At 70.6% G+C, this 26,200-nt stretch carries 24 protein-coding genes and 2 pseudogenes; 10 read left to right on the top strand and 16 right to left on the bottom strand.

What is annotated here, in order from left to right; all coding sequences use genetic code 11:
* Positions 1-149: 149 nt before the first annotated feature.
* Positions 150-638 carry a GNAT family N-acetyltransferase gene (locus DRB96_RS24955; RefSeq protein WP_112453692.1) on the top strand — a complete coding sequence of 163 codons (489 nt, stop codon included), beginning with the start codon at positions 150-152 and terminating at the stop codon, positions 636-638.
* A gap of 155 nt (positions 639-793) precedes the next feature.
* Here the strand turns inward: DRB96_RS24955 and DRB96_RS24960 are convergent, their stop codons facing one another.
* Positions 794-1,279 (bottom strand): SRPBCC family protein, encoded by a 486-nt coding sequence (locus DRB96_RS24960; protein WP_112450473.1) that lies wholly within the window; start codon positions 1,277-1,279, stop codon positions 794-796.
* Between the two features lie 63 nt (positions 1,280-1,342).
* On the opposite strand from DRB96_RS24960, the gene DRB96_RS24965 reads away from it, so the two are divergent.
* The 5 genes and pseudogenes from DRB96_RS24965 (at position 1,343) to DRB96_RS24985 (ending at position 4,584) form a co-directional block, all read left to right on the top strand.
* On the top strand, positions 1,343-1,978 hold the full coding sequence (locus DRB96_RS24965; protein ID WP_112450474.1) for a TetR/AcrR family transcriptional regulator: 636 nt from the start codon (positions 1,343-1,345) through the stop codon (positions 1,976-1,978).
* A gap of 301 nt (positions 1,979-2,279) precedes the next feature.
* Positions 2,280-2,621, top strand: coding sequence for a maleylpyruvate isomerase N-terminal domain-containing protein (locus tag DRB96_RS24970; protein ID WP_239516850.1), 342 nt, complete (start codon positions 2,280-2,282; stop codon positions 2,619-2,621).
* Positions 2,521-2,832, top strand: a pseudogene (locus DRB96_RS24975) (TIGR03086 family protein); the annotation flags it as partial. The gene DRB96_RS24970 and the pseudogene DRB96_RS24975, both read left to right, overlap by 101 nt.
* A gap of 336 nt (positions 2,833-3,168) precedes the next feature.
* On the top strand, positions 3,169-4,233 hold the full coding sequence (locus DRB96_RS24980) for a winged helix DNA-binding domain-containing protein (RefSeq protein ID WP_112450477.1): 1,065 nt from the start codon (positions 3,169-3,171) through the stop codon (positions 4,231-4,233).
* 78 nt (positions 4,234-4,311) lie between these two features.
* Positions 4,312-4,584 carry a hypothetical protein gene (locus tag DRB96_RS24985; protein WP_112450478.1) on the top strand — a complete coding sequence of 91 codons (273 nt, stop codon included), beginning with the start codon at positions 4,312-4,314 and terminating at the stop codon, positions 4,582-4,584.
* A 182-nt stretch (positions 4,585-4,766) separates the two neighbouring features.
* Here DRB96_RS24985 and DRB96_RS43185 read toward each other — a convergent pair whose 3' ends face one another.
* Entirely contained in the window at positions 4,767-5,570 is an 804-nt protein-coding gene (locus tag DRB96_RS43185; RefSeq protein ID WP_162688705.1) for a DUF6585 family protein, read from the bottom strand.
* A gap of 264 nt (positions 5,571-5,834) precedes the next feature.
* Between DRB96_RS43185 and DRB96_RS25000 the strand changes: the two are divergent.
* A pseudogene (locus DRB96_RS25000) lies at positions 5,835-6,065 on the top strand (transposase); the annotation flags it as partial.
* A 108-nt stretch (positions 6,066-6,173) separates the two neighbouring features.
* Here DRB96_RS25000 and DRB96_RS25005 read toward each other — a convergent pair.
* Positions 6,174-7,322 (bottom strand): glycerate kinase, encoded by a 1,149-nt coding sequence (locus DRB96_RS25005; RefSeq protein ID WP_112450481.1) that lies wholly within the window; start codon positions 7,320-7,322, stop codon positions 6,174-6,176.
* Positions 7,323-7,466: 144 nt separating this feature from the next.
* Here DRB96_RS25005 and DRB96_RS25010 point away from each other — a divergent pair, with 144 nt between their 5' ends.
* Positions 7,467-9,215, top strand: a complete 1,749-nt coding sequence (locus DRB96_RS25010) for a BCCT family transporter (RefSeq protein WP_112450482.1) — start codon at positions 7,467-7,469, stop codon at positions 9,213-9,215.
* Positions 9,216-9,345: 130 nt separating this feature from the next.
* Here DRB96_RS25010 and DRB96_RS25015 read toward each other — a convergent pair whose 3' ends face one another.
* A complete protein-coding gene (locus DRB96_RS25015; protein ID WP_112450483.1) occupies positions 9,346-11,748 on the bottom strand; it encodes a hypothetical protein in 2,403 nt (800 codons plus the stop codon).
* 44 nt (positions 11,749-11,792) lie between these two features.
* Positions 11,793-12,809, bottom strand: coding sequence for a glycosyltransferase family 2 protein (locus tag DRB96_RS25020; protein ID WP_112450484.1), 1,017 nt, complete (start codon positions 12,807-12,809; stop codon positions 11,793-11,795).
* 317 nt (positions 12,810-13,126) lie between these two features.
* Here DRB96_RS25020 and DRB96_RS25025 point away from each other — a divergent pair, with 317 nt between their 5' ends.
* Both DRB96_RS25025 and DRB96_RS25030 read left to right on the top strand, forming a co-directional pair.
* A complete protein-coding gene (locus DRB96_RS25025; RefSeq protein WP_112450485.1) occupies positions 13,127-13,627 on the top strand; it encodes an NUDIX hydrolase in 501 nt (166 codons plus the stop codon).
* Positions 13,628-13,679: 52 nt separating this feature from the next.
* Complete coding sequence (locus tag DRB96_RS25030; protein ID WP_112450486.1) at positions 13,680-14,108, top strand: hypothetical protein; 429 nt, start codon at positions 13,680-13,682, stop codon at positions 14,106-14,108.
* Here the strand turns inward: DRB96_RS25030 and DRB96_RS25035 are convergent.
* The 11 genes from DRB96_RS25035 to DRB96_RS25085 form a co-directional block, all read right to left on the bottom strand.
* On the bottom strand, positions 14,105-14,605 hold the full coding sequence (locus DRB96_RS25035; RefSeq protein ID WP_112450487.1) for a methylated-DNA--[protein]-cysteine S-methyltransferase: 501 nt from the start codon (positions 14,603-14,605) through the stop codon (positions 14,105-14,107). The genes DRB96_RS25030 and DRB96_RS25035 overlap by 4 nt on opposite strands.
* Positions 14,606-14,626: 21 nt before the next feature.
* Entirely contained in the window at positions 14,627-16,105 is a 1,479-nt protein-coding gene (locus DRB96_RS25040) for an AlkA N-terminal domain-containing protein (RefSeq protein ID WP_112450488.1), read from the bottom strand.
* Between the two features lie 184 nt (positions 16,106-16,289).
* Positions 16,290-17,072: a CDP-diacylglycerol--serine O-phosphatidyltransferase gene (gene pssA / locus DRB96_RS25045; RefSeq protein ID WP_204358069.1), complete on the bottom strand. Its 783-nt coding sequence runs from the start codon at positions 17,070-17,072 to the stop codon at positions 16,290-16,292.
* Between the two features lie 73 nt (positions 17,073-17,145).
* A complete protein-coding gene (locus DRB96_RS25050) occupies positions 17,146-17,802 on the bottom strand; it encodes a phosphatidylserine decarboxylase (RefSeq protein WP_112450490.1) in 657 nt (218 codons plus the stop codon).
* Positions 17,803-17,987: 185 nt separating this feature from the next.
* A complete protein-coding gene (locus DRB96_RS25055) occupies positions 17,988-19,193 on the bottom strand; it encodes an acyl-CoA dehydrogenase family protein (RefSeq protein WP_112450491.1) in 1,206 nt (401 codons plus the stop codon).
* Positions 19,194-19,197: 4 nt separating this feature from the next.
* Positions 19,198-19,710, bottom strand: coding sequence for a MaoC family dehydratase (locus DRB96_RS25060; RefSeq protein ID WP_112450492.1), 513 nt, complete (start codon positions 19,708-19,710; stop codon positions 19,198-19,200).
* A 5-nt stretch (positions 19,711-19,715) separates the two neighbouring features.
* Positions 19,716-20,690, bottom strand: a complete 975-nt coding sequence (locus tag DRB96_RS25065; protein ID WP_112450493.1) for a CoA ester lyase — start codon at positions 20,688-20,690, stop codon at positions 19,716-19,718.
* Positions 20,687-22,798, bottom strand: coding sequence for a protein meaA (locus DRB96_RS25070; RefSeq protein ID WP_112450494.1), 2,112 nt, complete (start codon positions 22,796-22,798; stop codon positions 20,687-20,689). Before DRB96_RS25070 ends, DRB96_RS25065 begins: the two co-directional genes overlap by 4 nt.
* Before the next feature lie 31 nt (positions 22,799-22,829).
* Complete coding sequence (ccrA, locus tag DRB96_RS25075; protein WP_112450495.1) at positions 22,830-24,167, bottom strand: crotonyl-CoA carboxylase/reductase; 1,338 nt, start codon at positions 24,165-24,167, stop codon at positions 22,830-22,832.
* Positions 24,168-24,596: 429 nt separating this feature from the next.
* Complete coding sequence (locus DRB96_RS25080; protein ID WP_112450496.1) at positions 24,597-25,424, bottom strand: TetR family transcriptional regulator; 828 nt, start codon at positions 25,422-25,424, stop codon at positions 24,597-24,599.
* Positions 25,425-25,582: 158 nt separating this feature from the next.
* Positions 25,583-26,140 (bottom strand): TetR/AcrR family transcriptional regulator, encoded by a 558-nt coding sequence (locus tag DRB96_RS25085; protein ID WP_112450497.1) that lies wholly within the window; start codon positions 26,138-26,140, stop codon positions 25,583-25,585.
* Between the last annotated feature and the right edge of the window lie 60 nt (positions 26,141-26,200).

The following is a 26,200-nucleotide window of genomic DNA, read 5'->3' on the forward strand; positions in this document are numbered from 1 at the left end:
CAGTGGCCTCGAGCGGCCGGCTTCGTTCGCTTTCGGCAGCAGAGTTCGTCTGGTTGCTCGAGTGGCGGTGAGCCAGGAGCGCGGGCTGAGGAAACGGTTGTGCGCCCCGTGTGATCGGCGTGGATGCTGACTGGCCGGAGGTACTGAAGATGATCGATGTTGTACTGAAGCTGTCAGCCCGTGATCTGGTGCATGCCGATCTGGCGTCGTGCGGGTGGGCAGGTTCTGACCACCACTTGGCCGGCGTTGCCAAGCAGTTGGAACGGGCCCGGACCGGTGAGGTCGACTACCTCGCGGTCTGCCCTGCAACGGACATCCCCGTGGCGAAGGGCGGCGTCGACTACCAGGTCAAGGAGGGCGCCGGTACTTTGTGGCAACTGGCAGTCCACCCCGCCTTGCAGTCGTGCGGGATCGGCACGTTCCTTGTCGAAGCCGCAGAACTGCGGATCAGGGAGCGTGGTCTGCGGCAGGCCGAACTGGCCGTGGAAGAAGGCAACCCCCGGGCGCGTGCGCTGTACCAGCGACTGGGCTATGTCGCGTACGACCGTCAGCCGGACTCGTGGGACCAACAAGCCCCTGATGGATCGTTGCGCCGCTACGAAACGATGTGCATGCTGATGCGGAAGGAACTCTCATAGGCCCCAGCCTCGAGCGCCCCTCTGCGTCGACCCCACGTGGACCGTGTGGGAGGGTTCGCCCGGCGACGAGAGCGTGCGGAACCACCCGAGGACCACCAGCTGGCGCATCTCGACCGAATTCCGAAGACTTGCTACGGGACGGGACGGGACAGCCCTTAGCGTGCGAGCGCGCGGAGCAGGCGTACGTACGGAGTCCAGCGGGCCGGGCGGGCCACCGTGCCCGTGCAGGCGAGCTCGGCGCAGTCCAGGCTGTCCTCCAGGCAGGCGTCGTGCATCGGGCGATAGGCCACGGGCCAGGTCAGGCGCGCCAGGCCGCTGGTCTTCATCGCGAGGGTGTGCCGCAGCACGGTGCGTTCTTCATCGACGGGCAGCACCGCGAACTCGTGGAAGCCGTGGAATCCGCGCGGCCCGCTGAAGGCGAAGCGGACCCAGGTCCCGGGCACGTACGCCGTGACCGTGTAGCGGACCGGGCCGTGGCCGCCGGTCGCGCCGACCGCCAGTGGACGGTCGAACTCCACCGCGGGCCAGTTCGGGTGCGGCCAGAGCCGGTCCGCCACGCCGCCGGACAGACTGTCTATGAGCGCGCCCACCTCACTGCCCTTGGCGGCCAGCAGGCGCTCGTGCACGTTGTAGACGCCCATGCGTCCTCCCCTCCAGATTATTAGAGAGCAGTCTCTAATAATCTGGAGGGTACTCTCTGATTCATGGCGAGACCACCCCGCTTCCACACCGACCAGATCCTCGACGCCGCCGTCCGGCTGGCCGCCTCTGCCGGCCCGGCAGGCGTGACCATGTCCGCCGTCGCCCAGGCGATCGGCGCGCCGAGCGGGTCCATGTACCACCGCTTTCCCGGCCGTACGGCACTGCTCGCCGAGGTGTGGCTGCGTACCGTAGAGCGCTTCCAGGAGGGGTACTTTGCCGCGCTGGGCAGCGCCCCCGACCCCCGCCGGGCCGCCCGCGCGGCCGCCCGGCACGTCGTCTCCTGGAGCCGAGCCCACCCACAGGAGGCCTCGCTCCTCCTCTACGGCGCCGAGGAGTTCGGCCGCGCCGACTGGTCCGAGGAACACAAGGAGCGCGCGGACCTGGGCAACCAGCGCGTGTTCGGCTCCCTCGGCTCCCTCGCCAAAGCCCTCGGCGCGGCGGCCCCCCAGGACCATGAGCGCATCACCCTGGCCCTGATCGACCTGCCGCTGTCCCTGGTCCGCCGCCATCTGCGCGCCGGGCAGCCGCTGCCGCCGCACGCAGAGGACCTCGCCGAGGAATGCGTGGCGGCTCTGCTGGCTGCCGGGGGGACCGGGAAGACTTCGCCACACCACCAGCCACACCACACCTCCACCTGAATCAGCCACCCGCGAAGTACGGTCTGGCCGGCCAGCGCCTCCCAGTCCTGTTTGAGCACTGGGGCCAGGGCTGACCGGCCGGCTATGACTCAGCGCCGCCGTACTTGGATCTCGGCCCGGAGCGTTCTGGTTGGCCCGCCCGCTCCTTTGCGGACAGAAACTGTCCGCAAGCCCGTGCACTCTGAAGTTGCTGGTGCGGCTACCCGGGCTTCGACTGGGTGCTGGAGCCGACTGGCGAGCCCTGCGGCTACGCGGCCGCAGGCTCCTCACCCCCGAGAAAGGCGCAACCGTGTCCGAGATCGTGCTGCTGGAGAAGGCCCTCAACCACACCACCGGGCTGCTGGGCAACGTCACGCCCGACCAGTACGGCCAGCCCACCCCCTGCGAGGACTTTGACGTGCGGTCCCTGGCCAACCACCTGGTCGCCGGCAACCCCTACTACGTCACCCTCGCCCAGGGCGGCGGCCCGGACTTCTCCCTCTTCGCCCGCGACCAGATCGGCGACGAGCAGCCCGGCGACCTGCTACGCACGCGGCGCCAAGGAAGTGCTCGCCGCCTGGCAGGCCGACGGCGCCCTGGAGCGGCAGATGCCGCTGCCCGGCGGCGGCACGGGTCCTCGGATCGTGGACCTGCACCTGCTTGAGGCCGTCCTGCACAGCTGGGACTTGGCCACCGCCACCGGCCAGGACCGTACCGGCGACCCCGACGCCGTCCAGGCCGCCGTCGCCGGCTGGTACGGGAACTTCCCCGACGAGATCCGCGCCGTGACCGGCATGTTCGGCCCCTCCAAGCCCGCCGCCGACGACGCCCCGGCAGCCGACCGGCTCGCCGCCTACTTCGGCCGCACCGGCTGACCCCGAAAGTCGAAGGCCGGCCGGTGGCTGCACGCGGCCGCACGGAGGTCCAGGTGCCGTGCCAGCAACGTGCGCCATGGACAATCACCGGGTACCGGACGCCTGATCCCCCGATACGAGGCTCCGCCCCGGACCGCCCCCGGTCCGGGGCGCAGCCCCTTCTCCCGTCCGCACCAGCGAAAGGACGGCACCAGGCGGCCGCGATGGCCGTCGGCCCTTGCCATGACCAATGTCCGAGCGAAGATCACCGACGAGTAGCGGCGCGCCCGCGTCACCACCGCCCACCTCCTCACACCGGCGTCCCGCGCACGCACACCAGAGCAGGTCGCCGCCGCGCTGCTCGCCCTGCACGCCACCGACCCCGCCACCGTCTACCTGTCGGTGGCCGCACGCACGGCAGACCCGGCGCCGGCGCTCCTGGAGCAGGCCCTGTACGAGGATCGGTCTCTGGTACGGATGCTGTGCATGCGCCGCACCATGTTCGTCGTCCCCCGCGACCTCGCACCCGTCGTCGACGCCTCCACCGCCCGGGCCGTCGCGGCCCGCGAACGCAGGAACCTCCTCAAGGTCCTGGGCGAACAGCACGGCCACGGCGAAGCCTGGCTGGCCACCACCGAGAACGCCGTGCTCGCGGCCCTCGCCGACCTCGGTGAGGGCACCGCTGCCCAGCTCGCCGACGCCGTACCCGCCCTGAGGACCCAGATCTCCGTCTCCCCGGGCAAGCCGTACGCGGCCACGCCGCGCATCACCAGCCGCGTACTCGGAGTGATGGCCGCCGAGAGCCGCATCCGCCGCGGCCGCCCCCTGGGCACCTGGGCCTCCTCCCAGTTCCGCTGGACCACAGCCGAACCCCACCCCGATCTCGACGCCGAGGACGCCAGAGCCGAGCTCGCCGCCCACTACCTGCGGGCTTTCGGACCCGCCACCACCGATGACGTCAAATGGTGGACCGGCTGGACCCTCACCGACACCCGAAAAGCGATCGCCCGCACCGGTGCCGCGGACGTCGACCTCTCCCACGGCCCCGGGCACGCGCTGCCCGAGCACCTGGACCCGCCCACCCGGACCGAACCCGCGGCCGTCCTGCTTCCCGGGCTCGACCCCACCCCTATGGGGTGGCGTCACCGCGACTGGTACCTCGACCCCGCCCTCGTTCCCGAACTCTTCGACGCCTACGGCAACATCGGACCTACCCTCTGGTGGAACGGGCGCATCGGCGGCGGCTGGGCCCAACGCCCCGACGGCGACATCGCGACCCACGCCCTCACCCCCGAAGGCCGCGGCAACGAGGCCCAAGCAGCCATCACCGTCGAGGCCGCCCGCATGGCCACCTTCCTCGGCGACATCCGTATCCGCCCCAGCATGCGCACCCCCCTCGAACGCCGCCTCGCCACCAGCTAAGTCTCCCGTCGGCGGCATGGGCAAGTCCGGCGGCCCTGGGCAAGCCTAGATAGTCGGGGTGGCTGGGAGCCGGGACGCATGGACACAGATGAGAGACTGCTGCGCGGCCGGATCTACGGCAAGGACCAGGAATCCCCGGCCCGGCCCCCAACCAGGCCGCACCTGCGCCGAATTCGTCGGCGGCCGGTAGGCGGACTGCTCTTCGTCGTCACCGGCTGGACAGCGGACGAGATTGCGACAGGCGTCGCGCTGAGGACCGAGATCGGGCAGTTCGGCCCCAGCGGTCGGGCCCTGTCCGGCCCGTGCCCGGGGGAGCGGCGTCGCTGGGACTGGTCCGGCTACACGCCCTGACCGGAAACGACGACGGGCCGCACCGAGGATGCCGTGCGGCCCGTCGCCGTCTGCTCGAGCAGGTCAGTTGCCGAGCCGGCCCTGCCGGCCCCCGGCGCAGTCCGGTTGGGCGGGCCTCGTCTGATCATGTGGGCCGTGGCCGAGCGGCTCGTTGCGGCTGGCCAGTGACGTCTGGAGGCCGCCTACTGGCGGTGGAGGTTGTCCACGATGGTCAGGAATACGAGCAGGTTCGGCACCTTGTGTGCCTGGGACGCTGCCCAGGCCTTCGTCCGTCCGGTTCGCCAGACACAGACGATGCCCCCGCGCACGGCCACCTCGTTCACATCTCGCCACGGCAGGACCTCACCGGCGGCGTTCGTGACGCCGGCGCCGGATATCTTGTAGGGGCCGAAGGCCACTGTCTTGCCCTCCCCGACGAGCTTCCACACCTTGTCGACCTGGGCGCGGGCGACGGCCTCCGCGATCAGCGGGGCCCAGGTAGGTGAGTCGGCGTAGACGTCCGTGATCTGGGCTTTCTGCCCTCCCGGGGCGACCAGTTGGGAGTTGTGCGTGCGTCCGACCGGCGTCTGTGTGCCTTTGTAGTCGATCACCTCCTGGACGGTCTGCTGGTAGAGCACCGCCTGCTCCCAGCGCACCGCGAACAGTCTCCTGCCACTCGTGTTCACGACCAACCCATGCTCGTGCAGGTGCAGTCGCCTGGCCGCGAGGCCTCTGCGGTAGAGAGGGCTCTGGCTCGCCACCCCAGCTGCGACCACGCCGATCCACAAGGGGAAGATGGCAACCCCCCAGTGCACGTTCACCCATAACAGGACGCCGCCGCCCAGCAGTGCGGCTATGCCGACCAGCGAGCCGACGATGAACCAGATCCGGTACTTGCCCTGGACGCCGAGCTCGCTCTCGGGGCGGAAGGTGTACTTAAGGCCGCCCAGGCGGTGGCGGGTGGCCAGCGCGGTCGCGGCAGGGGAGGGCGACGTCGGAACCGTCATGCGCAGCCTCGGCTTCAAGGTCACGGCGGACCAGTAAGGCCGCCTGATCGAGGGGGAGTTCACCGGGCAATTGTGTGTCGGCGCCCGAGTTGCCCCAGCAGCCAACACCACGATCAGCATCCGGGCAAGCCTTCCGAGCCGCTCCGGCACTCTGTGGTGACAGCGCTCCAGACATCGATCCGGAATCTCGCCGGGCCTCCACCCAGCCCGCGGTGGCACGGCTTAGAAGTCATCTCATTTGGGCTTCGCGGTAGGCTGTCGGCCATGGTGGGGATCGTTGAACGGCTGGTGCCGGACGAGTTGTGGGAGCTGTTCCAGCGGGTGGTGCCGGAGGCGCCGTCGCGGCCGCAGGGCGGTGGTCGGCGCAGGCACGGCGACCGGGAGGTGCTTGCCGCGATCGTGTTCGTGGCGACGTCGGGTTGTACCTGGCAGCAGGTGCCTGCGGCATCGTTCGGGCCGTCGGGGGCGACAGCTCACCGGCGGTTCACCGAGTGGCACCGCGCCCCTGCCCTTTGGGGCAAGGCCCCGTCCGCCCGGCCCCGCACACGCCGACGGCCCGGACCCCCTGAGGGGTCCGGGCCGCCGGGCAGGGCGGACGCCGGGTCAGAGCACGTCGGCCGCGATGTTCTCCGCCACCCGCTCCAGCAGCGGCCCCGCGTTCGGGATGCTCACCGCCGGGTCCGGCTCGAGGTCCGTGAGCGGGTAGGCCCGCTGGATGCCGGCGGCCTCGAGGGCCTCCTGTGTGAGCAGCAGGCGGCCGCAGACCGCGACGACCGGCTTGCCCGCCGCGCGGGCCGCCGCCGCGACACCGGCCGGAGCCTTGCCGTGCAGGGTCTGCTCGTCCAGGGAGCCCTCGCCGGTGATGACCAGCGTCGCCCGCTCCAGGGCCGGCGCGAAGCCGAGCACCTCGAGCATCAGCTCGATGCCGGGACGGAACGAGGCGCCGAGGAGCAGCGCCCCGTAGCCGATGCCGCCCGCGCCGCCCGCGCCGGGCGAGACCGCCGCCTCGGCGGCCAGGGAGCCGATCGACTTCTCCAGGACCACCGCGAAGTGCGCCAGCGCCGCGTCGAGCGTCGCCACGTCCTCGGGCGACGCCCCCTTCTGCGGGCCGTAGATCGCCGGAGCGCCCTTCGGTCCCGTCAGAGGGTTGTCCACGTCGCTCGCGAGGACGAAGTCGACCTGCTTGATGCGCGGGTCGATGCCCGACAGGTCGGCCGAGGCCAGGGCCGCCAGCGCGCCGCCGCCCGGACCGACCGGTTCACCGTTCGCATCCAGGAACACCGCGCCCAGCGCGGCCAGCATGCCGGCGCCGCCGTCGGTGGTGGCGCTGCCGCCCACCCCGAAGACGATCGAGCGCGCTCCCGCGTCGAGCGCGGCCTTCAGCAGTTCGCCGGAGCCGTAGGTGGTCGCCGTCAGCGGGGCGAAGACACCCGCCGGCAGCAGCTGGAGGCCGGAGGCCTCCGCCATCTCGACCACCGCGGTGCCCTCGCGCAGTGCGAAAGCGGCCGTGACCTGGTCACCGAGCGGTCCGGTGACCCGTACCTCCCGGCGTTCGAAACCGGCGGCCACGGCGGCCGCGACCGTACCGTCGCCGCCGTCCGCGACGGGGAGGGTCTCGATCTCCACGCCCGGTACGGCCTTGCGAAGGCCGGCCGTCACCCGCTCCGCGACCTGAACGGCCGTGAGCGAGCCCTTGAATTTGTCCGCGGCGATGAGCACGCGCGCGGTCTCAGTTACTGCTCCGTTCGTCACCTTGCTAATCCCTTGCTATCGAACAGTGCAGTCGCGCCACCCCTGAGCCTATCCGGAGGATCCTCCTATGCCCATGCGTGGCCTGGGCCACACCCGGCGCGCCATGCCCCTAAATAGGGATATACGCCTGCATAGTGTGGCCGCATGAGCACGGATTCACTGGAACAGCCACGTCCGGATTCCCCAGGTGGCGGGTCCGCGGGACCGGGCGAGGGCACTGACGGCACTCCCGACCGCGCCGTCGTCACCATCGGAGTGATCTCCGTCCTGGCCGTCGTCGGCTGGGCCGCGCTCGGCAAGAACTCCTTCGACTCGGTGTCGGGCACCGCGCTGGCCTGGGTGCTGAACAACTTCGCGTGGCTGTTCGTGATCGCCGCCGATGTGTTCCTCGTCATGTGCGTCGTGCTCGCGATCAGCCGGTTCGGCCGGATCCGGCTCGGCCGGGACGACTCGGAACCCGAGTTCACGAACCTCTCGTGGATCGCGATGATGTTCAGCGCGGGCATGGGCATCGGTCTGATGTTCTACGGGGTGGGGGAGCCGCTCACCCACTACCTGAACCCGCCGCCCGCCAGCGGAGCCGCCCCCGGCAGCGGGGACGCGGCCCGCGCCGCGCTCGACTACTCCTTCTTCCACTGGACCCTCACGCCCTGGGCGATCTACGGGATCGCCGGCCTCGCGCTGGCCTACGCGACCTTCCGCAAGGGCCGCGGCAACCGCCTCAGCTCCGCCTTCGTGCCGCTCCTGGGCGAGGAGCGGGCCAACGGATGGCAGGGCAAGGCCATCGACCTGCTCGCCGTCTTCGCGACCGTCTTCGGCACCGCCACCAGCCTCGGCCTCGGCGCGCTCCAGGTCTCCAAGGGGCTGAACATCACCACGGGGATCGAGGACTCGACCACCGTCGAGCTGATCATCATCGTCTCCCTCTCCGCCGCCTTCGTGCTCTCCGCCTTCTCCGGCCTGCACAAGGGCGTCAAATGGCTCAGCACGATCAACATCGTGCTCGCCGGGGCCCTGATGCTCTTCGTCTTCGTCCTGGGCCCGACCGTCTACATCCTCGACGTGATCCCGGCGAGCGTCGGCAGCTACCTGCACGACCTGCTCCCGATGGCCACCCGGACCGGCGCCTTCACCGACAGCACGTGGCTCGGCGCGTGGACGATCTTCTACTGGGCGTGGTGGCTCTCCTGGGCGCCGTTCGTCGGCACCTTCATCGCCCGGATCTCGCGCGGCCGCACCATCCGCGAGTTCCTCGTCGGCGTGCTCCTGGTCCCCAGCGGCGCCACCGTCGTGTGGTTCTGCGTCATGGGCGGCACGGCGATCCGCCTGGACTCCACCGGCGTCGCCGACATGGCCGCCAAGGCCAAGGAGGGCACGGAGGCCTCGCTCTTCGCGATGCTCGACGCGCTCCCGCTCGGCTCGCTCACCTCGTGGATCGCGATGGCCCTGGTGATGACGTACTTCGTCACCAGCGCCGACTCCGCCTCCCTCGTGATGGGCTCGCTCACCAGCCGGGGCTCCCTGCACCCGCCGACCTGGCTCGTGGTCACCTGGGGCGTGCTGATGGCCGCGGTGGCCGCCGTACTCCTCGTCGCGGGCGGTCTGAAGTCCCTCCAGACGGCCACCATCCTGGTCGCGCTGCCGTTCGTGATCGTGATGCTGGTGCTCTGCTGGGCCCTGGTGAAGGAACTGCGGGAGGACCCGGGCGCGGGGCCCGTCCGCCACCACCCCTTGCACGGGATGCGCGACGCGGTGAAGGCCATGGTCGGCGACGCCATCACCGAGCAGGGGCCGGCCCGCCACCCGAGGCTGCGGCGGGTCGCGGAGTCGAAGAACCGCGACCGCGACGACTCCCCGGGCGACCAGGGCGACCAGGGCCCCGGGCAGGGCTGACCACCGTACGGAGCTGACCACAGCCGGAACTGACCACAGCCGGAGCTGACCACCGTACGGCGCCGCGACGGCGAAGGGCCCCGGCTGTCTGCCGGGGCCCTTCGCCCATGCCGTACGTGCTGTCAGCCGGTCACTTGATCCGGTAGACGCCGACCTGCTTGTTGTCGAACACCTTCTCGGCGAGCTCTCCCAGCCGCGGGGACTCGGCGCCCGCCGGCCGGAGCACCACGACGTAGCGCACGCGGTACTCGTCGTGCAGCCGGTGCAGGACCGCCTCCGTCGGGCGGTACACGGCGTCCTCGTTGAGCTTGAAGAGGTCCTGGTCCCAGAACGGGCCGCCGTACGCGGTGCCGCCGCGGGTCAGCGCCACCATCCGGGGCGCGTAGGCCCAGCCCTCGATCAGCACGGAGCGCTCGGAGTAGCCGCTGAGCCACTGGGAGCGGGTGTTCTCGCAGGGCCGGCCGTAGGCGTAGTTGTCGAACTCCCAGCAGTGGCTGTTGGTGGCCAGCACGTCCGCCGGGTCGCTGTGTGCCCGCACCCAGCGCGCGGCGTCGACCTGCGAGACGGGCATCGACCAGGTGCCCGCCCACACGTCCTCCCGGGCCTGGACGGCGTCGTGGAAGACGCCAGGCGCGCCCATGGCGAGGACCGCGGTCATCAGCACCACGGCGCCCCGGCCGCGCAGCGCGGGCCAGACCCGGCCGCCGGCCCACCACAGGAAGGCGCAGACGGCCGCGATCGCGGCCAGGGCCGCGCCCGCGAGCACGAGCGGCAGCAGGAGGAAGTACGACTTGTGCGCGTCCCCGCCCGCGACCTCGCGCAGGACGTAGGCCTGCCACTCGGCCGAGTAGTGGTAGATCGCGTAGGTGAGCAGGGCGACGAAGGCCACCGTGCCCACCGCGAGCGCCGCCTTGGCCCGGCGGGGCAGCGCGGCGCGTTCGAACGCCTCGCAGTAGCCCCAGGCCGACAGGACCGCCCCGAAGGGCAGGGCGGCCAGCGTGAAGTAGCTGGAGTTGTAGCCGTTGACCACCAGGTAGGCGCAGGGCCCGGCGACCGCCGCGCCCAGCAGGAACCACTGGAGCGGGTCCAGCTTGAACCGCCGCCGCCAGATCAGCGGGATCATGCCGACCAGCTTGAGGTGGTGGTGCAGCACGAAGGCGGACAGCGCGGACACGATCAGCAGGGCCTGGAACAGCGCGGAGCGCTTGTGGTCCGGATCGCCCCAGAAGGGCTGGAGGTTGCCCAGCGGGATGATCTCCAGGCCGTAGCTCTCGAAGTTGAAGATCACCGCCGTCGCGAAGAGCTGGGCGGAAGCGAGGATCGCGCCGAGCCCGACCACGGTCCACGGGACGCGGCGGGTCGCGATCAGCACGACGAGTCCGGCGACCACCAGTCCGGCGAGCGTGACCGGCAGCGTACTGGCCTTGGCCGCGCTGGAGCCCACCGCGAAGAGGGCGACAAGGACGAAGACCCCGCGGCCGAACAGGGGGGCCGGGTTGTTCTCGCCCGCACCCGTCATGCGGAGCCGGCGCAGTGCCTCGCCGACGACGCCCAGCAGCGCGATCAGCAGCGGCTGGCTGTACGTGTAGGACAGGCTCGACCAGTACATCAGCCGGATCGACGGGGCGCCGAGGATCCAGGTGTTGACGTTGTTCGGGTAGATCGCCGTGAACTCGGTGACGACGAAGAGCAGGACGACGGCCAGCGGGCCGGCCCAGGCGCGGCCGGTGAGCCGCCGGGCCACCACCGCGGTGAGCACCACGGCGAGCGCGGCGAGCGCCGGCACCATGAGCCGCGTCTCGACCATCGGCAGGTCGATGTGCCCGACCATGGAGGTCATCGCCATGTGGGCGAAGGAGAACCAGTGGTAGTACAGCGGTTCGCCGGAGGCCTGGGGGAGGGTCAGCGGGACGTTCTGCTTCGCGTTCGCGGCGAGCGACAGCATGTACGGCATGTCGCCGAAGATCCGCGAGGTCTCGCTGTCCGACAGCGCCGGGTACTTCGACAGGAAGTCCTGGTAGAAGTAGGCGCCCGTGAGCATGACCAGCCCGGAGACCGACCAGGACCAGCCGAGCGGGGTGCGGGCGGTGTAGCCGCTCGGACGCCAGTGCCGCCGCAGGGCCGGTACCGCGAGGAAGGGGATCACCACGGCGAGGGGCCAGACGGTGGCGACGGACTGGGCCCCGAGGGAGACCAGCACGAACCAGGCGACCAGCTCCAGCGCGAGGCCGGTGACGGCCCCGTACGCGAGGTCCTCGACCAGGGTGTGCGGTCGGCGCCGCAGCGCCCGGAACACCAAGGTGCCCGGGAGCATGACGCCCCAGAGCGCGTAGCCGGTGTACCGGGCGATGGCGCTGACCGGGGTGTCGGCGAGCAGCAGCAGCGCGACGAGCGCGAGGTAGGCGGCTACGCCCGGCAGGAACCGCCAGAACCAGTGCGCCGGGGGACGTTCGTCCCCGCCCGCCGGGGCGGCGGCGGGCCGATCCCCCGAGGGGGCCGACCGCTCGGAGACGGCGTTTCCAGTTGTGCTCATGGAGTTGGTTCTTCCTGCCTGCTGTGCGTCGGCCGGCTGCGCGATCAGGCCGCGTACTCGGAGGTCTTGGCGCCGCGCGCCGCGTCGTCCTGCTCGGCGGAGTCGTAGCCGACGAAGTAGGCCGGCCGGGCCTGGACGGCCGAGTAGATCCGCCCGATGTACTCACCGAGCAGGCCCACGCAGACGAGCTGCACACCGCCGATGAAGAGCATGCCGATGAACAGCGAGGACCAGCCCGGCACGGTCGAGCCGAAGGCGTACTGCAGGGTCGTGTAGACCGCGAGGCAGAAGCAGACCAGGAAGCTCAGCAGGCCCAGCCAGGTGGCGAGGCGCAGCGGGGCCGCGGAGAAGTTCGTGATGCTGTCGAGGGCGAGGCGGACCATCTTGGACAGCGGGTAGTGGGTGCTGCCGGCGACCCGCTCCTCGCGGACGTAGACGACCTCGCCGCTGCTGAAGCCGAGCCACGGCACGAGCAGCCGGTAGACCGGCTGGTGCTCGGGCAGGGACTTCAGCGCGTCGACGGCGGCCCGGCTCAGGAGGCGGAAGTCGCCCGCCTGGTTGGGCATGTTCTTGCCGACGAGCTTGCGCATCAGCCAGTAGTAGGCGCCGGCCGTGCGCCGCTTGAAGAAGGTGTCGGTGCCGCGGTCGCCGCGCACGCCGTAGACGATGTCCAGGTCCTTCTCGCGGGCGAGCGCGAACATCTCCGCGATCTTCTCCGGCGGGTCCTGGAGGTCGGCGTCGATGCTGACGACGTACTCGCCGTAGGCCCGGTGGATGCCCGCGGTGAGCGCGGCCTGGTGTCCGGAGTTGCGGGCGAAGCGGACGATGCGCAGCTCGGGCCAGTCCTGGCGGATCTTCTGCATGATGACCGGGGTGGCATCGGTGCTGCCGTCGTCTATGCCGACGACCTCGTAGTCCACACCGAGCCCGTCCAGGATCGGACGCAGACGGGCCACCGTCAGCGGCAGCGCCTCCTGCTCGTTGTAAATCGGGATGACGACCGACAACACGGGAACGGGATGGTTGGCCTCGTTGTGCGTCGAGGCTGCTGCGTTGTGCATGGCTGGTCGCCTGTCCCCAATACCTGAGAGCGTAAAAGACCCCGGGCGAACGAGCCGAAGGTCTGACCGGGTGTGATCGCGGCCAAATCGGAAACGGTGCGGCCGGGCCGGACGGTCGGCCAGAATATCATCTTGACTGACCTGTTATTCGACCGTCTGTGCGTGTGTGCGGGGCCGCGGGGGACCGCCGCCGAAGGGATCCGGCGCAGCCGGCGGCCGCCTGCGCGGAGCCTGCACCGGGGTCCGCGCGGGGTCGGCGCGGGGTCCGCGCGAAGCCTTTCCCCGGCCTCTCCGGACCGCCTGGGTAGGGTTGCCGGGTGACCACCACGGATGACTACGCCACCTACATCGCGAGCCTGCCCCGGGTGCTGGCCGGCGCGGCCGCCCTCTACCGGGACGCGGAGGGCCGGGTGCTCCTCGTCGAGCCCAACTACCGCGAGGGCTGGGCCCTGCCGGGCGGCACCATCGAGTCGGACGGGGGCGAGTCCCCGCGCACGGCCGCCCGCCGCGAGAGCGCCGAGGAGATCGGCATCGACGTACCGCTCGGCCGGCTGCTCGCCGTCGACTGGACGCTCGGCCCGGACCGGCCCCCGCTCGTCGCGTACCTCTACGACGGCGGCGTCCTCGACGCCGGACAGCTCGCCTCCGTCAAGCTCCAGGAGGAGGAGCTGATCTCGTGGCGGCTGGTGGAGCCGGCCGAGCTGACGGACTATCTGCTGGGATCGCTCGGCCTGCGCACCGCGGAGGCGTACCGGGTCCTGCGGTCCGGAGAAGGCACCGCCGAGCTGGAGAACGGGCGCCCCCCGCACCTCTCGTAGCCCGCCCCGCTCGTTATTTCGCGCCTACACCGGGCAGGACAGAATTCAGCAGATGATCACGATGTACGCCTGGCCCAGCACCGCCGACGGGCCCGACGCCCTGCCCATGGTCCACTTCACCACCGACCAGCAGGCCGGCGGCGAGGTCACCCCCGACGGGGTGCCGGTCTGGATGTTCGACACCGCGATCCGCGACGGCGGCTGGGCCCTGTTCACCGACTTCGACGCCTGGTCCGTGCCGGCCGCCGGCTGGCAGGCCTTCTACCGCCGCGAGGACGACGTCCTCGCCGTGACCGGCCCCGGCGCCTGCGCGGGCTGGTACGAGGGCGGCCTCGGTGCCGACGCCGAGTGGGTGGGGGCGGCCGCGGCCCGGCAGAGCGTGGTCCTGCTGGCGGCCCCCGTCCAGCACCCCTCCCTGTACGCCTACGCGGTCGAGGCGGGCGCCGCCTTCGCCCTCCTCGTCCCGCTCGTCGTGATCTAGAGCGCGTCCGCCCCGGACTCGAAGGCGAGCAGGCGCACCTTGCGGTCGATGCCGCCGCCGTAGCCGGTCATGGAGCCGGACGCCCCGATCACGCGGTGGCACGGCACGATGATGCCCACCGGGTTCTTGCCGTTGGCCAGGCCCACCGCGCGCGAGGCGTTCGGCTTGCCGAGCCTGGCCGCCAGCTCCCCGTACGACCAGGTCTTCCCGTAGGGGATCCGGACGAGCTGCTCCCACACGCTGCGCTGGAAGTCGGTGCCCTCCAGCCGGACCGGCAGGTCGAAGGAGGTCCGCTCCCCGGCGAAGTACGCGGTCAGCTGCCGCGCCACCTCGGGGAAGGGCTCCTCGCCGGCCGCGACGCGCTCGCCGAAGGACTCCTCGGCGGGCCGGTGACGCTGCCCGGTCATGTAGAGCCCGCTCAGGACGCCGCCGGTGGCGACGAGGGTGAGCGGCCCGTAGGGGCTGTCGATGACGGTGTGCTGCTTGCCGCTGCTCATGGTGCTCGTACTCCTCGGAGGTCAGGCGGGCAGGAAGTTGACTGCGTGGTCCTCGGTGGCCCACAGGTACTGCACGGCGTAGGCGCGCCACGGCCGCCAGTGCGCCGCGCGGGCCGTCAGGGCGGCGGGCGTCGACGGCAGCCCCAGCCCCTTCGCGGCCCGCCGGATCCCGAGGTCGGAGGGGATGAAGGCGTCCGGGTCGCCCAGCGCCCGCATCGCGATGATCTCGGTGGTCCACGGCCCGAAACCGGGCAGCGCGGCCAGCCGCGCACGGGCGCTGTCCCAGTCGCTGTCGGTGCCGAGCGGCAGCGAGCCGTCGGCGAGCGCCGAGACGAGCGTGGTCAGGGTGGTGCGCCGGCTGAGCGGCAGGGCCAGCGACTGCGGATCGAGCCCGGCCAGCGCCTGCGAGGACGGGAACAGGTGCGTCAGCCCGCCCTCGGGATCGGGGTCCGCCACCGGCTCGCCCAGCGCGCGCACCAGCCGGGCCGCGTGCGTACGGGCCGCCGCGGTGGACACCTGCTGGCCGAGGACCGCCCGTACGGCGAACTCCTGCGCGTCGACCGTACGGGGCACCCGGCGCCCGGGGGCCTTGGCCACCAGCGGCGCCAGCAGCGGGTCCGCGCTCAGCTGCTCGTCGACGGCCTCGGGGTCGGCGTCGAGGTCCAGGAGCCGCCGGCAGCGGCTGATGGCGATGGTGAGGTCGCGCAGGTCGGTGAGGGCGAGCCGGCAGTCGATGTGGTCGGGCTGCGGGCTCAGGGCGACGACGCCGGTGCCGTACGGGAGCCGCAGCGTGCGGCGGTACGCGCCCGCCCGCCACTCCTCGACCCCGGGGACGGCGGTGGCGGCGAGGTGGCCGAAGAGGTTGTCGGGGTTGAGCGGGGCCCGGAAGGGGAGCCGCAGACTGATGGTGCCGGGCACCTGGGCCTGCTTTGGCCCCTTCTCGGCCCGGGCCCGCAGCTCGCTGGGCGCCAGCGCGAAGACCTCGCGGACGGTGTCGTTGAAGGTCCGGATCGAGGAGAAGCCGGCGGCGAAGGCGACGTCGCCCATCGGGAGCCCGGAGGTCTCGATGAGCAGCCGGGCGGTCTGCGCGCGCTGCGCCCGGGCGAGGGCGAGCGGCCCGGCGCCGAGCTCCGCGTTGAGCTGGCGCTCCACCTGACGGGAGGAGTAGCCGAGCCTGGAGGCCAGCCCCGGGACGCCCTCGCGGTCGACCACGCCGTCCTGGATGAGGCGCATGGCGCGGGCGACGGTGTCGGCGCGGGCGTTCCACTCGGGGGAGCCGGGGGAGGTGTCGGGCCGGCACCGCTTGCAGGCCCGGTACCCGCTCTGCTGGCAGGCGGCGGCGCTGGGCAGGAAGGTCATGTTCTCGACCTTGGGCGGTACGGCGGGGCAGCTCGGCCGGCAGTAGATGCCGGTGGTCCTGACGGCGGTGAAGAACCAGCCGTCGAAGCGAGCGTCCTTGGACTGGACGGCCCTCACGCAGCGCTCGGTGTCGGTGTGCATGGCTCCATCCTCCCGGGCCGGTCCGGTCCGGGCTGGCGGTTTTCCGACACCAAGGCTACCGGGGCCCGGGCGGACCGGCCCGGGCTCCGCGGCCGCGGACGGGCCCCCGGCAGGCCCGCGGACGCGACAGGGCCCCCGGTCGCCTGGTGGCGGCCGGGGGCCCTGTCGTACGTGTACAGCCGCGCTACGGGGCCTGCGTGGCCCTCGCCTCGCGGCGGTTGTGGCGGAACGTGTTCGCGCGACGGGTCGTCGCGAACAGCGGGATCGTCGCCGCCAGGGCGATCTGGAGGGCGCACCCGGTCTGGAGCAGCAGCCCGCCGCCCGGTGCGTCGAACGCCCACGCCGCCAGCAGGCCCATGGCCCCGACGATCCAGCTCAGCATCGCCACCGCGAGGACACCCCGCGGCTTGGGGTACTCGACCCGGCTCACCATCAGCCACGCCACCCCGATGATCGCCAGCAGCGTCGGGATGAACGGCAGCTCCAGCAGCACGATCGAGACGACCGTCAGCGCGCCGAAGGGGCTCGGCATGCCCTGGAACATGCCGTCCTTCATCGTCACGCAGCTGAATCTCGCCAGGCGCAGCACCACGGCCAGCAGCACCACGATCGCGGCCAGAGCCGACATCTTCTGGACGGCGTCCACGGCGACCATGCCGTAGACGAGCACGAAGTAGGCGGGAGCCAGTCCGAAGCTGATCAGGTCGGACAGGTTGTCCAGCTCGGCGCCCATCGGGGAGCTGCGCAGCTTGCGGGCCACGATGCCGTCGAAGAGGTCGAAGACCGCGGCGAGCAGCATCAGTATCACGGCCGTGGCCGCACTGCTGCGGGCCATGCCGGACTCGCCGCTGCCGGTCAGGTGCGGAATGAGGATCCCGGTGGTGGTGAAGTACACCGCCATGAATCCGCACGTCGCGTTGCCGAGGGTGAGGGTGTCCGCTATCGACAGCCGCAGTGAGAGCGGCATGTCGTCTTCGGCGGACTCCTCCTCGGGAGCCTCGGGTACCCAGCCGGCCGACGGGTTGGCCGGGGTTTCAGGGTCAGTCACGGTCAATTCGGGTCACCCCCGCGGTGGTGGCCTGACCGACCTCGACCGCGACCTCGACGCCCTCCGGGAGGTAGATGTCGACGCGCGATCCGAAGCGGATCAGACCGATGCGCTCGCCCTGCTCCACCTTGGAGCCGGCCGGCAGGTAGGGGACGATGCGGCGCGCGACGGCGCCGGCGATCTGCACCATCTCGATGTCGCCGAGCTCGGTGTCGAAGTGCCAGACAACGCGCTCGTTGTTCTCGCTCTCCTTGTTGAACGCCGGAACGAATCCGCCGGGGACGTGCTCCACGGACGTCACCGTGCCCGCGAGGGGCGCGCGGTTGACGTGGACGTTCAGCGGGCTCATGAAGATCGCGACCCGGGTCCGCCCGTCCTTCCACGGCATGATGCTCTGCACCACACCGTCGGCGGGCGAGATGACCCGGCCCTGCGTGATCTCACGCTCGGGGTCGCGGAAGAACCACAGCATGCCCGCCGCGAGCGCGGTGGTGGGCACGGCTACTGCCGCCCAGCGGCCGGACTTGCGGGCCCGGGCGAGGCTGAGGGCGGCGGTGGCGACGGTCGGCAGAAGCCACGGCGATGCTCCGCGCGCGAGGCGTCCACCGAGGAGGCCGACGCGAGGTGCAGAGGTTTGGCTGTGGGGCATGGATGACCTTCGTAGCGGGTGGTGCCGCGCCGCAAACGGGGGGACGGGACGGCGGCTTTACTGGAATGCTATCGGTTGCACGCAACAACTGGGCAAGCCAGAAGCCGAGTCGATGACCGCCAGCCAGTGACTGCTAGTGACTCTTTTGCGGAAAACCGCTGGATGATTCCCCGCAAAAGGGACTTTCAGCCCTGGAGTCGGTACTCCTCGAGCAGGCGTCGCCCGATGATCATTTTCTGGATCTCGGCGGTACCTTCACCGATCAGCAGCATGGGCGCCTCGCGGTAGAGGCGCTCGATCTCGTACTCCTTCGAGAAGCCGTAGCCACCGTGGATTCGGAACGCGTCCTCCACCACCTCCTTGCAGTACTCGGAGGCGAGGTACTTCGCCATCCCTGCTTCGAGGTCGTTTCGTTCCCCGGAGTCCTTTTTGCGTGCTGCATTGACCATCATCGCATGGGCGGCTTCGACCTTGGTAGCCATCTCGGCCAGCTTGAACTGGATCGCCTGGTGCTCGGCGATGGCCTTGCCGAAAGTGTGACGTTGCTGGGCATAAGTGACACCCAGCTCGAACGCACGCTGTGCGACGCCGCAGCCACGGGCCGCCACGTTGACGCGGCCGACCTCGACCCCGTCCATCATTTGGTAAAACCCTCGGCCCGTCTGGCCGCCAAGGACCCGATTGGCCGGAATGCGCAGTCCGTCCATGATGAGCTCGGTCGTGTCGACGCCCTTGTAGCCCATCTTGTCGATCTTGCCGGGGATGGTCAGGCCGGGGCGCACCTCACCGAAGCCGGCCTCCTTCTCCACGAGGAAGGTCGTCATCGACTTGTGGGGCGCCGTGCCCTCAGGGTGTCCTTCGTCACTGCGGACCAGGACGGCCACCAGCGTGGACGTGCCGCCGTTCGTCAGCCACATCTTCTGGCCGTTCAGGACGTACTCGTCGCCGTCCTTCACCGCCTTGGACGTGATGGCCGACACATCGGAGCCGAGCCCCGGCTCGGACATCGAGAACGCGCCGCGCACCTCGCCCAGCGCCATCCGCGGAAGGAAGTACTCCCGCTGCTCCTGGGTGCCGTGCTGCTTGAGCATGTACGCCACGATGAAGTGCGTGTTGATGATGCCCGAGACGGACATCCAGCCGCGCGCGATCTCCTCGACGCACAGCGCGTAGGTGAGCAGCGACTCACCCAGGCCGCCGTACTCCTCCGGGATCATCAGGCCGAAGAGGCCGAGTTCCTTGAGGCCGTCGACGATCGCCTGCGGGTACTCGTCGCGGTGCTCCAGCTCGGTCGCGACCGGGATGATCTCCTTGTCGACGAACTCCCGGACGGTCTTGAGGATGTCCCTCTGGTCGTCCGTCAGGCCGGCGGTCTGGGCAAGTCGGCTCATGGTTCTACTTCCCCTGTTCCTTCAGCGTGGGGCGGCCGGGCTGCTCGCCGCCGCGCTCCTTGATGTACGTCTCGGTCGGGACCATCACCTTGCGCCGGAAGACGCAGACGAGGGTGCCGTCCTGCTTGTAGCCCTTGGTCTCCACGTAGACGATGCCGCGGTCGTTCTTCGACTTCGACGGGGTCTTGTCGAGGACCGTGGTCTCGCCGTAGAGGGTGTCGCCGTGGAAGGTCGGCGCCACGTGGCGCAGCGACTCGATCTCCAGGTTGGCGATCGCCTTGCCGGAGACGTCCGGCACGGACATGCCCAGCAGCAGCGAGTAGATGTAGTTGCCCACGACGACGTTCTTGCCGAAGTCGGTCGTGTTCTCGGCGTAGTTGCTGTCCATGTGCAGCGGGTGGTGGTTCATGGTCAGCAGGCAGAAGAGGTGGTCGTCGTACTCGGTGACCGTCTTTCCGGGCCAGTGCTTGTAGACCGCCCCGACCTCGAACTCTTCGTAGGTGCGTCCGAACTGCATGCTGATCAGCCTTCCGGGATCTCGAACTTGGTGGTGCGCCGCATCCCGGCCGCCCGGCCCTTGCCGGAGATGACCAGGGCCATCTTGCGGCTGGCCTCGTCGATCATCTCGTCGCCGAGCATCGCCGAGCCCTTCTTGCCGCCGGCCTCGGAGGTGCACCAGTCGTAGGCGTCGAGGATCAGCTCGGCGTGGTCGTAGTCCTCCTGCGAGGGGGAGAAGACCTCGTTGGCCGCGTCGACCTGGCCCGGGTGCAGCACCCACTTGCCGTCGAAGCCCAGGGCCGCCGCGCGCCCGGCGACCTCGCGGTAGCCGTCGACGTTCTTGATCTGGAGGAAGGGGCCGTCGATCGCCTGGAGGTCGTGCATGCGGGCCGCCATCAGGATCCGCATCAGGATGTAGTGGTAGGCGTCCGCGCCGTAGCCGGGCGGCTGCATGCCCACGACCAGCGACTTCATGTTGATCGAGGCCATGAAGTCGGCCGGCCCGAAGATGATCGTCTCCAACCGCGGCGAGGCGGCGGCGATCGCGTCGACGTTGACCAGGCCCTTGGCGTTCTCGATCTGCGCCTCGATGCCGATCTTCCCGACCTCGAAGCCCATGGTCTTCTCGATCTGCGTCAGCAGGAGGTCGAGCGCCACGACCTGCTGGGCGTCCTGGACCTTCGGCAGCATGATGCAGTCGAGGTTCTGGCCGGCGCCCTCGACGACCGTGATCACGTCGCGGTACGTCCAGTGCGTGGTCCAGTCGTTGACGCGCACCACGCGGGTCTTGCCGGTCCAGTCGCCGTTGTTCAGCGCGTCCACGATGGTGTGGCGGGCGCCCTCCTTGGCGAGCGGGGCGCAGGCGTCCTCCAGGTCGAGGAAGACCTGGTCGGCCGGCAGGCCCTGGGCCTTCTCCAGGAACCGGGGGTTGGAACCCGGCACCGCGAGGCAGGAGCGGCGCGGCCGCAGCCGGTCGACCGGGGAAGAGGGCGTGGTCATGCGGGGACCTCCGTGCTTGCAGCGGTGTTCTTGGTGTCGCTGGTTTCGGTAGCGGTGTCGTCGGCGTCGCCGAGCGGGTGGAGCTTGTTCGCCTTGCGGATCTCGTCGACGATACGGCCGATGATCTCCGTGATGCCGAAGTCCTTCGGGGTGAAGACCGCGGCCACCCCGGCGGCCTTGAGCGCCACGGCGTCGGCATTCGGAATGATGCCCCCGAGGACGACGGGGATGTCACCCGCCCCCGCCGCGCGCAGCCGCTCCAGGACGTCGGGGACGAGCGCGCTGTGCGAGCCGGACAGGATGGACAGGCCCACGCAGTGCACGTCCTCGGCCAGGGCCGCGGAGGAGATCTCCTCCGGCGTCAGCCGGATGCCCTGGTAGACCACCTCGAAACCGGCGTCGCGGGCCCGTACGGCGATCTGCTCGGCGCCGTTGGAGTGCCCGTCCAGGCCGGGCTTGCCGACCAGCAGCCGCAGCCGGCCGGAGCCGAGCTCGTCGGCGGTGCGGGAGACCTTCGCGCGGACGAGGGCCATGGGGGTCCCCTCCTCGGCGGTCACGGCCACCGGGGCCGAGGAGACCCCGGTCGGCGCCCGGAACTCCCCGAACACCTCGCGCAGCGCGGTGGACCACTCGCCGGTCGTGACGCCCGCGCGGGCGCACTCCAAGGTGGCCTCCATCAGGTTCTCGTCCCCCGCGGCGGCCTCCTTCAGCCGGTCCAGGGCCTGCATCACCGTCGGGAAGACGAACGGGTCGCCGCCCCCCTGCCGGTCCGCGGACTCCTGGCGTTCGGCCCGCCAGCGGCCGATCCGCTCCACGGTCAGCGCCTCGACCGCCGGGTCCACCGTCATGATGGCCCCGTCCAGGTCGGCGGTGAGCGGGTTCTCCTCGGTCTGCTGGAAGCAGTTGACGCCGACGATCTTGTCCTCGCCGGTCTCGATCCGGGCCCGCCGCTCGGCGTGCGAGGAGACCAGCTCGCCCTTCAGGTACCCGGACTCGACGGCCGCCATAGCGCCGCCCATCTCCTGGATCCGGTCGATCTCCGCCAGGCACTCGGCCACCAGGGACTCGACCTTGGCCTCGATGACGTGCGAGCCGGCGAAGATGTCCTCGTACTCCAGCAGGTCGCTCTCGAGGGCCAGGACCTGCTGGATGCGCAGCGACCACTGCTGGTCCCAGGGCCGGGGCAGGCCCAGCGCCTCGTTCCAGGCGGGCAGCTGCACGGCGCGGGCGCGGGCATCTTTGGAGAGGGTGACGGCCAGCATCTCCAGCACGATGCGCTGGACGTTGTTCTCCGGCTGCGCCTCGGTCAGGCCGAGCGAGTTGACCTGGACGCCGTAGCGGAAGCGGCGCTGCTTGTCGTTCTCGATGCCGTAGCGCTCGCGGGTGACCTTGTCCCAGATGCGGCCGAAGGCGCGCATCTTGCACATCTCCTCGATGAAGCGGACGCCCGCGTTCACGAAGAAGGAGATGCGGGCGACGACCTCGCCGAAGCGCTCCGGCGGGACCTGGCCCGAATCGCGCACGGAGTCCAGGACGGCGATGGCCGTGGCCATCGCGTAGGAGATCTCCTGGACGGGCGTGGCCCCGGCCTCCTGCAGGTGGTAGCTGCAGATGTTGATCGGGTTCCACTTCGGGATGTGGTTGACCGTGTACGCGATCATGTCCGTCGTCAGGCGGAGCGAGGGCCCGGGCGGGAAGACGTGCGTCCCGCGCGAGAGGTACTCCTTGACGATGTCGTTCTGGGTGGTGCCCTGGAGCTGGGCGATGTCCGCGCCCTGCTCCTCGGCGGCCACCTGGTAGAGCGCCAGCAGCCACATGGCGGTGGCGTTGATCGTCATCGAGGTGTTCATCTGCTCCAGGGGGATGTCCTGGAACAGCCGCCGCATGTCGCCCAGATGGGAGACCGGGACCCCGACCCGGCCGACCTCGCCGCGGGCGAGGATGTGGTCGGGGTCGTAGCCGGTCTGCGTCGGCAGGTCGAACGCGACCGACAGGCCGGTCTGGCCCTTGGCGAGGTTGCGGCGGTACAGCTCGTTGGACGCCTCGGCCGTGGAGTGGCCGGCGTACGTCCGCATGAGCCACGGACGGTCCTTCTGGCGCTCTGTCATCTCAGGCTGTCCCTTTGGCCTTTGAGGCGTCTCAGATGTTACGGAAGCGGTTGATCGCGTCGAGGTGCGTCGCCCGCATCTCGTGGTCCCGGACGCCCAGGCCCTCCTCGGGGGCCAGCGCGAGGACGCCGACCTTGCCCTGGTGGAGGTTGCGGTGGACGTCGTAGGCGGCCTGGCCGGTCTCCTCCAGGGAGTAGACCTTCGAGAGGGTGGGGTGGATCTTGCCCTTCGAGACCAGGCGGTTGGCCTCCCACGCCTCGCGGTAGTTCGCGAAGTGCGAGCCGATGATCTTCTTGAGGGACATCCACAGGTAGCGGTTGTCGTACTCGTGCATGTAGCCCGAGGTCGAGGCGCAGGTGGTGATGGTGCCGCCCTTGCGGGTGACGTACACGGAGGCGCCGAAGGTCTCGCGGCCGGGGTGCTCGAAGACGATGTCGATGTCCTCGCCGCCGGTCAGCTCGCGGATGCGCTTGCCGAAGCGCTTCCACTCCTTGGGGTCCTGGGTGTGCTCGTCCTTCCAGAACTTGTAGCCCTCGGCGCTGCGGTCGATGATCGCGGTCGCGCCCATCGCCCGGCAGATGTCCGCCTTCTGCGCGCTGGAGACCACGCAGATCGGGTTGGCGCCGCCGGCCAGCGCGAACTGGGTGGCGTACGAGCCGAGGCCGCCGCTCGCACCCCAGATCAGGACGTTGTCGCCCTGCTTCATGCCGGCGCCGTTGCGGGAGACCAGCTGGCGGTAGGCCGTGGAGTTGACCAGGCCGGGGGAGGCGGCCTCCTCCCAGCTGAGGTGGCCGGGCTTGGGCATCAGCTGGTTGGACTTGACGAGTGCGATCTCCGCCAGGCCGCCGAAGTTGGTCTCGAAGCCCCAGATGCGCTGCTCGGGGTCGAGCATCGTGTCGTTGTGGCCGTCCGAGGACTCCAGCTCGACCGAGAGGCAGTGGGCGACGACCTCGTCGCCGGGCTTCCAGGCGTTCACGCCGGGGCCGGTGCGCAGCACGACGCCCGCGAGGTCCGAGCCGATGACGTGGTACGGGAGGTCGTGGCGCTTGGTGAGCTCCGAGAGGCGCCCGTAGCGCTCCAGGAAGCTGAAGGTGGACACGGGCTCGAAGATCGAGGTCCACACGGAGTTGTAGTTGACCGAGGAGGCCATGACGGCCACCAGGGCTTCGCCCGGGCCGAGTTCCGGCACGGGGACCTGGTCCAGGTGCAGGGACTTGCGCGGGTCCTTCTCGCGGGTGGTGAGCCCGGCGAACATCTCCGCCTCGTCCTTGTGCACGGTGATCGCGCGGTAGGAGTCGGGGAGCGGCAGGGCCGCGAAGTCGGCGGACGTGGCGCTCTGCGACTGGATCGCGTCCAGGATGTCCTTCACGGTGTTGCCTCCGGCCGTGCGCTGATGAGGGTGCGCTGAGGGAAACGGGTTGCGTGGAGCGGTGGAGAGATGTTTTGGGGCGCCGTCGATTCGGCTGGGGTGCTGCTGCGCGTTGCCTGTGGTGGGGCGTTGCGGGTGCCTGGTGACGCAGGCGTCCGGGGCGCGTTCCGTGCCGAGTGGGCTGGGCCGCGGGGACATCCGGACGAGATTCAACGTATGGCACCCCGTGTCACTCAGCAAGGCACCGGGTGCCAAAACTTTCTCTCATTTGCCGATTGACCTGCACCGATGAGCGATGATCGATCAGAGTTACCGGCGAGTAGGGGCAACCCGGACAAACGAAAGCGGCCGCACCCGGAACGGGAGCGGCCGCTGTGACGCGAGCTACACGCGAGCCGCGCGTGAGGTGCACGCGCGCCGCGACGGGTACTACTGCTTGTTTCTGAGCGCTTCCTCGATGGTCCGCATGACCTCGTCCAGCGGCGCGTCCGTACGGGCCACCGCCACCAGCACCTCGCCCTGCGTGCGGACCGAGGCCGCGGGAGCCGCCGGGGCGGCCGGCACCGCGCTGAGCGTGCGCCCCGCGCCGATCCCGCTGCCGAAGGTCTTGCGCACGATCGAGAAGGCGTGGTCGAGCTGCGCCTCCACGTCCCCCTGGCCGCCCGCCCGCAGCCAGCGCCGCAGCACGTGGTTGTGGGCCGTGACCACCGCCGAGGCGGCGACCTCCGCCAGCAGCGGGTCGTCGTTGCCGTCGTGGTGGTCCTGCTCGTCGAAATGGGCCAGCAGGTAGCGGGTGAACAGCCGCTCGTAGCGGGCGACCGAGGCGATCTCCCGCTCGCGCAGCGCCGGCACCTCGCGGGTGAGCCGGTAGCGCTCCACCGACACCGCCGGCGAGGCGGCGTACATCTTCATGACTTCCTTGATCCCCCGGCACACCGTGTCGAGCGGGTGCTCGTGCGCCGGGGCCACGTCCAGGACGGCCTCGGCGCGGGTCAGGGTGTCGTCGTGGTCCGGGAAGATCGCCTCTTCCTTGGACCGGAAGTGCCGGAAGAAGGTCCGCCGCGCGACCCCGGCCACCGAGGCGATCTCGTCGACCGTCGTCGCCTCGTACCCCTTGGTCGCGAACAGCTCCATCGCGGCCGCCGCCAGCTCCCGGCGCATCTTGAGCCGCTGCGCGGCCGCCTTGGTGCCGGCCGGGCTCTCCGGGGCGTCGGAGGCCGAGGAGGCACGGGGCGAGGTCTTGGCGGGCTGGGACATAGAGCGAAAGTACTTCATTTGTACGGGAGAGCGCTCCCGAGGGGGGTGGGACGGGGATGGATCGTCAGATTGGTATAAGAGCCAGCCCCGGGACGACGGGACCGCGGGACCGCGGGACCACGGGACATGGGGGTGACGGGACAAGGGGGTGACGGGCCTCAGCCCCCGACGCCCCGCAGGGCCATGGCGACGGCCGCGTCGGTGACCACGTCCGGGTCCTCACCGGAGGCCGCCTCGATCCGGCGGACGGCGGCGTCCACGACTCCCTGCAGGAGCATCGCCGCCAGCCTCGGCTCCTTCTGTCCGAGCGCCGCGAGCGCCTCGACGATCATCGCGATCAGCCCCCCGTGGGCCGCGCGGATCTTCTCGCGCGCCCCGGCGTCCAGCTCGCTCGCCGAGATCGCCACCACCGCCCGGTGCCGGCGGTCCCCCACCAGCCCCAGCTGGCTGCGGACGTACGCCTCGATCTTAGCCTCCGGCGTCTGCGCGTCCGACATAGCCGCCTCGATCTCGGCCGCCCACACGGGGAAGTCCACCGCGCAGAGCTCCTCGACGACGGCGGCGCGAGAGCGGAAGTACTCGTACACGGAGGACCTGGCGAGGCCGGTCCTCTCGGCGAGGGCGGGGAAGGTCAGCGCTTCCGTCCCCCCTTCGGACAGCAGGGAACGCGCGGCGTCCAACAGGGAGCCGCGCTGCATCGACCGGTGCTCGGCCACGGAGGCCGCTCGAATCCTGGGCACGCGTCCACTCTACGGACGTCCCGCAAGGCCGTCGCG

It is taken from the genome of Streptomyces sp. ICC1 (assembly GCF_003287935.1).
Taxonomy (GTDB): Bacteria; Actinomycetota; Actinomycetes; order Streptomycetales; family Streptomycetaceae; genus Streptomyces; species Streptomyces tritrimontium.

Coding starts and splice junctions, on each gene's coding strand:
- DRB96_RS25020 (WP_112450484.1), bottom strand. CDS start 12,809: ATGCACAACGCAGCAGCCTCGACGCACAACGAGGCCAACCATCCCGTT.
- DRB96_RS25060 (WP_112450492.1), bottom strand. CDS start 19,710: ATGCAGTTCGGACGCACCTACGAAGAGTTCGAGGTCGGGGCGGTCTAC.
- DRB96_RS25015 (WP_112450483.1), bottom strand. CDS start 11,748: ATGAGCACAACTGGAAACGCCGTCTCCGAGCGGTCGGCCCCCTCGGGG.
- DRB96_RS24960 (WP_112450473.1), bottom strand. CDS start 1,279: ATGGGCGTCTACAACGTGCACGAGCGCCTGCTGGCCGCCAAGGGCAGT.
- DRB96_RS25030 (WP_112450486.1), top strand. CDS start 13,680: ATGATCACGATGTACGCCTGGCCCAGCACCGCCGACGGGCCCGACGCC.
- DRB96_RS25050 (WP_112450490.1), bottom strand. CDS start 17,802: ATGCCCCACAGCCAAACCTCTGCACCTCGCGTCGGCCTCCTCGGTGGA.
- DRB96_RS43185 (WP_162688705.1), bottom strand. CDS start 5,570: ATGACGGTTCCGACGTCGCCCTCCCCTGCCGCGACCGCGCTGGCCACC.
- DRB96_RS24985 (WP_112450478.1), top strand. CDS start 4,312: ATGGACACAGATGAGAGACTGCTGCGCGGCCGGATCTACGGCAAGGAC.
- DRB96_RS24955 (WP_112453692.1), top strand. CDS start 150: ATGATCGATGTTGTACTGAAGCTGTCAGCCCGTGATCTGGTGCATGCC.
- DRB96_RS25040 (WP_112450488.1), bottom strand. CDS start 16,105: ATGCACACCGACACCGAGCGCTGCGTGAGGGCCGTCCAGTCCAAGGAC.
- DRB96_RS25035 (WP_112450487.1), bottom strand. CDS start 14,605: ATGAGCAGCGGCAAGCAGCACACCGTCATCGACAGCCCCTACGGGCCG.
- DRB96_RS25010 (WP_112450482.1), top strand. CDS start 7,467: ATGAGCACGGATTCACTGGAACAGCCACGTCCGGATTCCCCAGGTGGC.
- DRB96_RS25055 (WP_112450491.1), bottom strand. CDS start 19,193: ATGAGCCGACTTGCCCAGACCGCCGGCCTGACGGACGACCAGAGGGAC.
- DRB96_RS25070 (WP_112450494.1), bottom strand. CDS start 22,798: ATGACAGAGCGCCAGAAGGACCGTCCGTGGCTCATGCGGACGTACGCC.
- pssA (WP_204358069.1), bottom strand. CDS start 17,072: ATGCCGCTCTCACTGCGGCTGTCGATAGCGGACACCCTCACCCTCGGC.
- DRB96_RS25080 (WP_112450496.1), bottom strand. CDS start 25,424: ATGTCCCAGCCCGCCAAGACCTCGCCCCGTGCCTCCTCGGCCTCCGAC.
- DRB96_RS24965 (WP_112450474.1), top strand. CDS start 1,343: ATGGCGAGACCACCCCGCTTCCACACCGACCAGATCCTCGACGCCGCC.
- DRB96_RS25065 (WP_112450493.1), bottom strand. CDS start 20,690: ATGACCACGCCCTCTTCCCCGGTCGACCGGCTGCGGCCGCGCCGCTCC.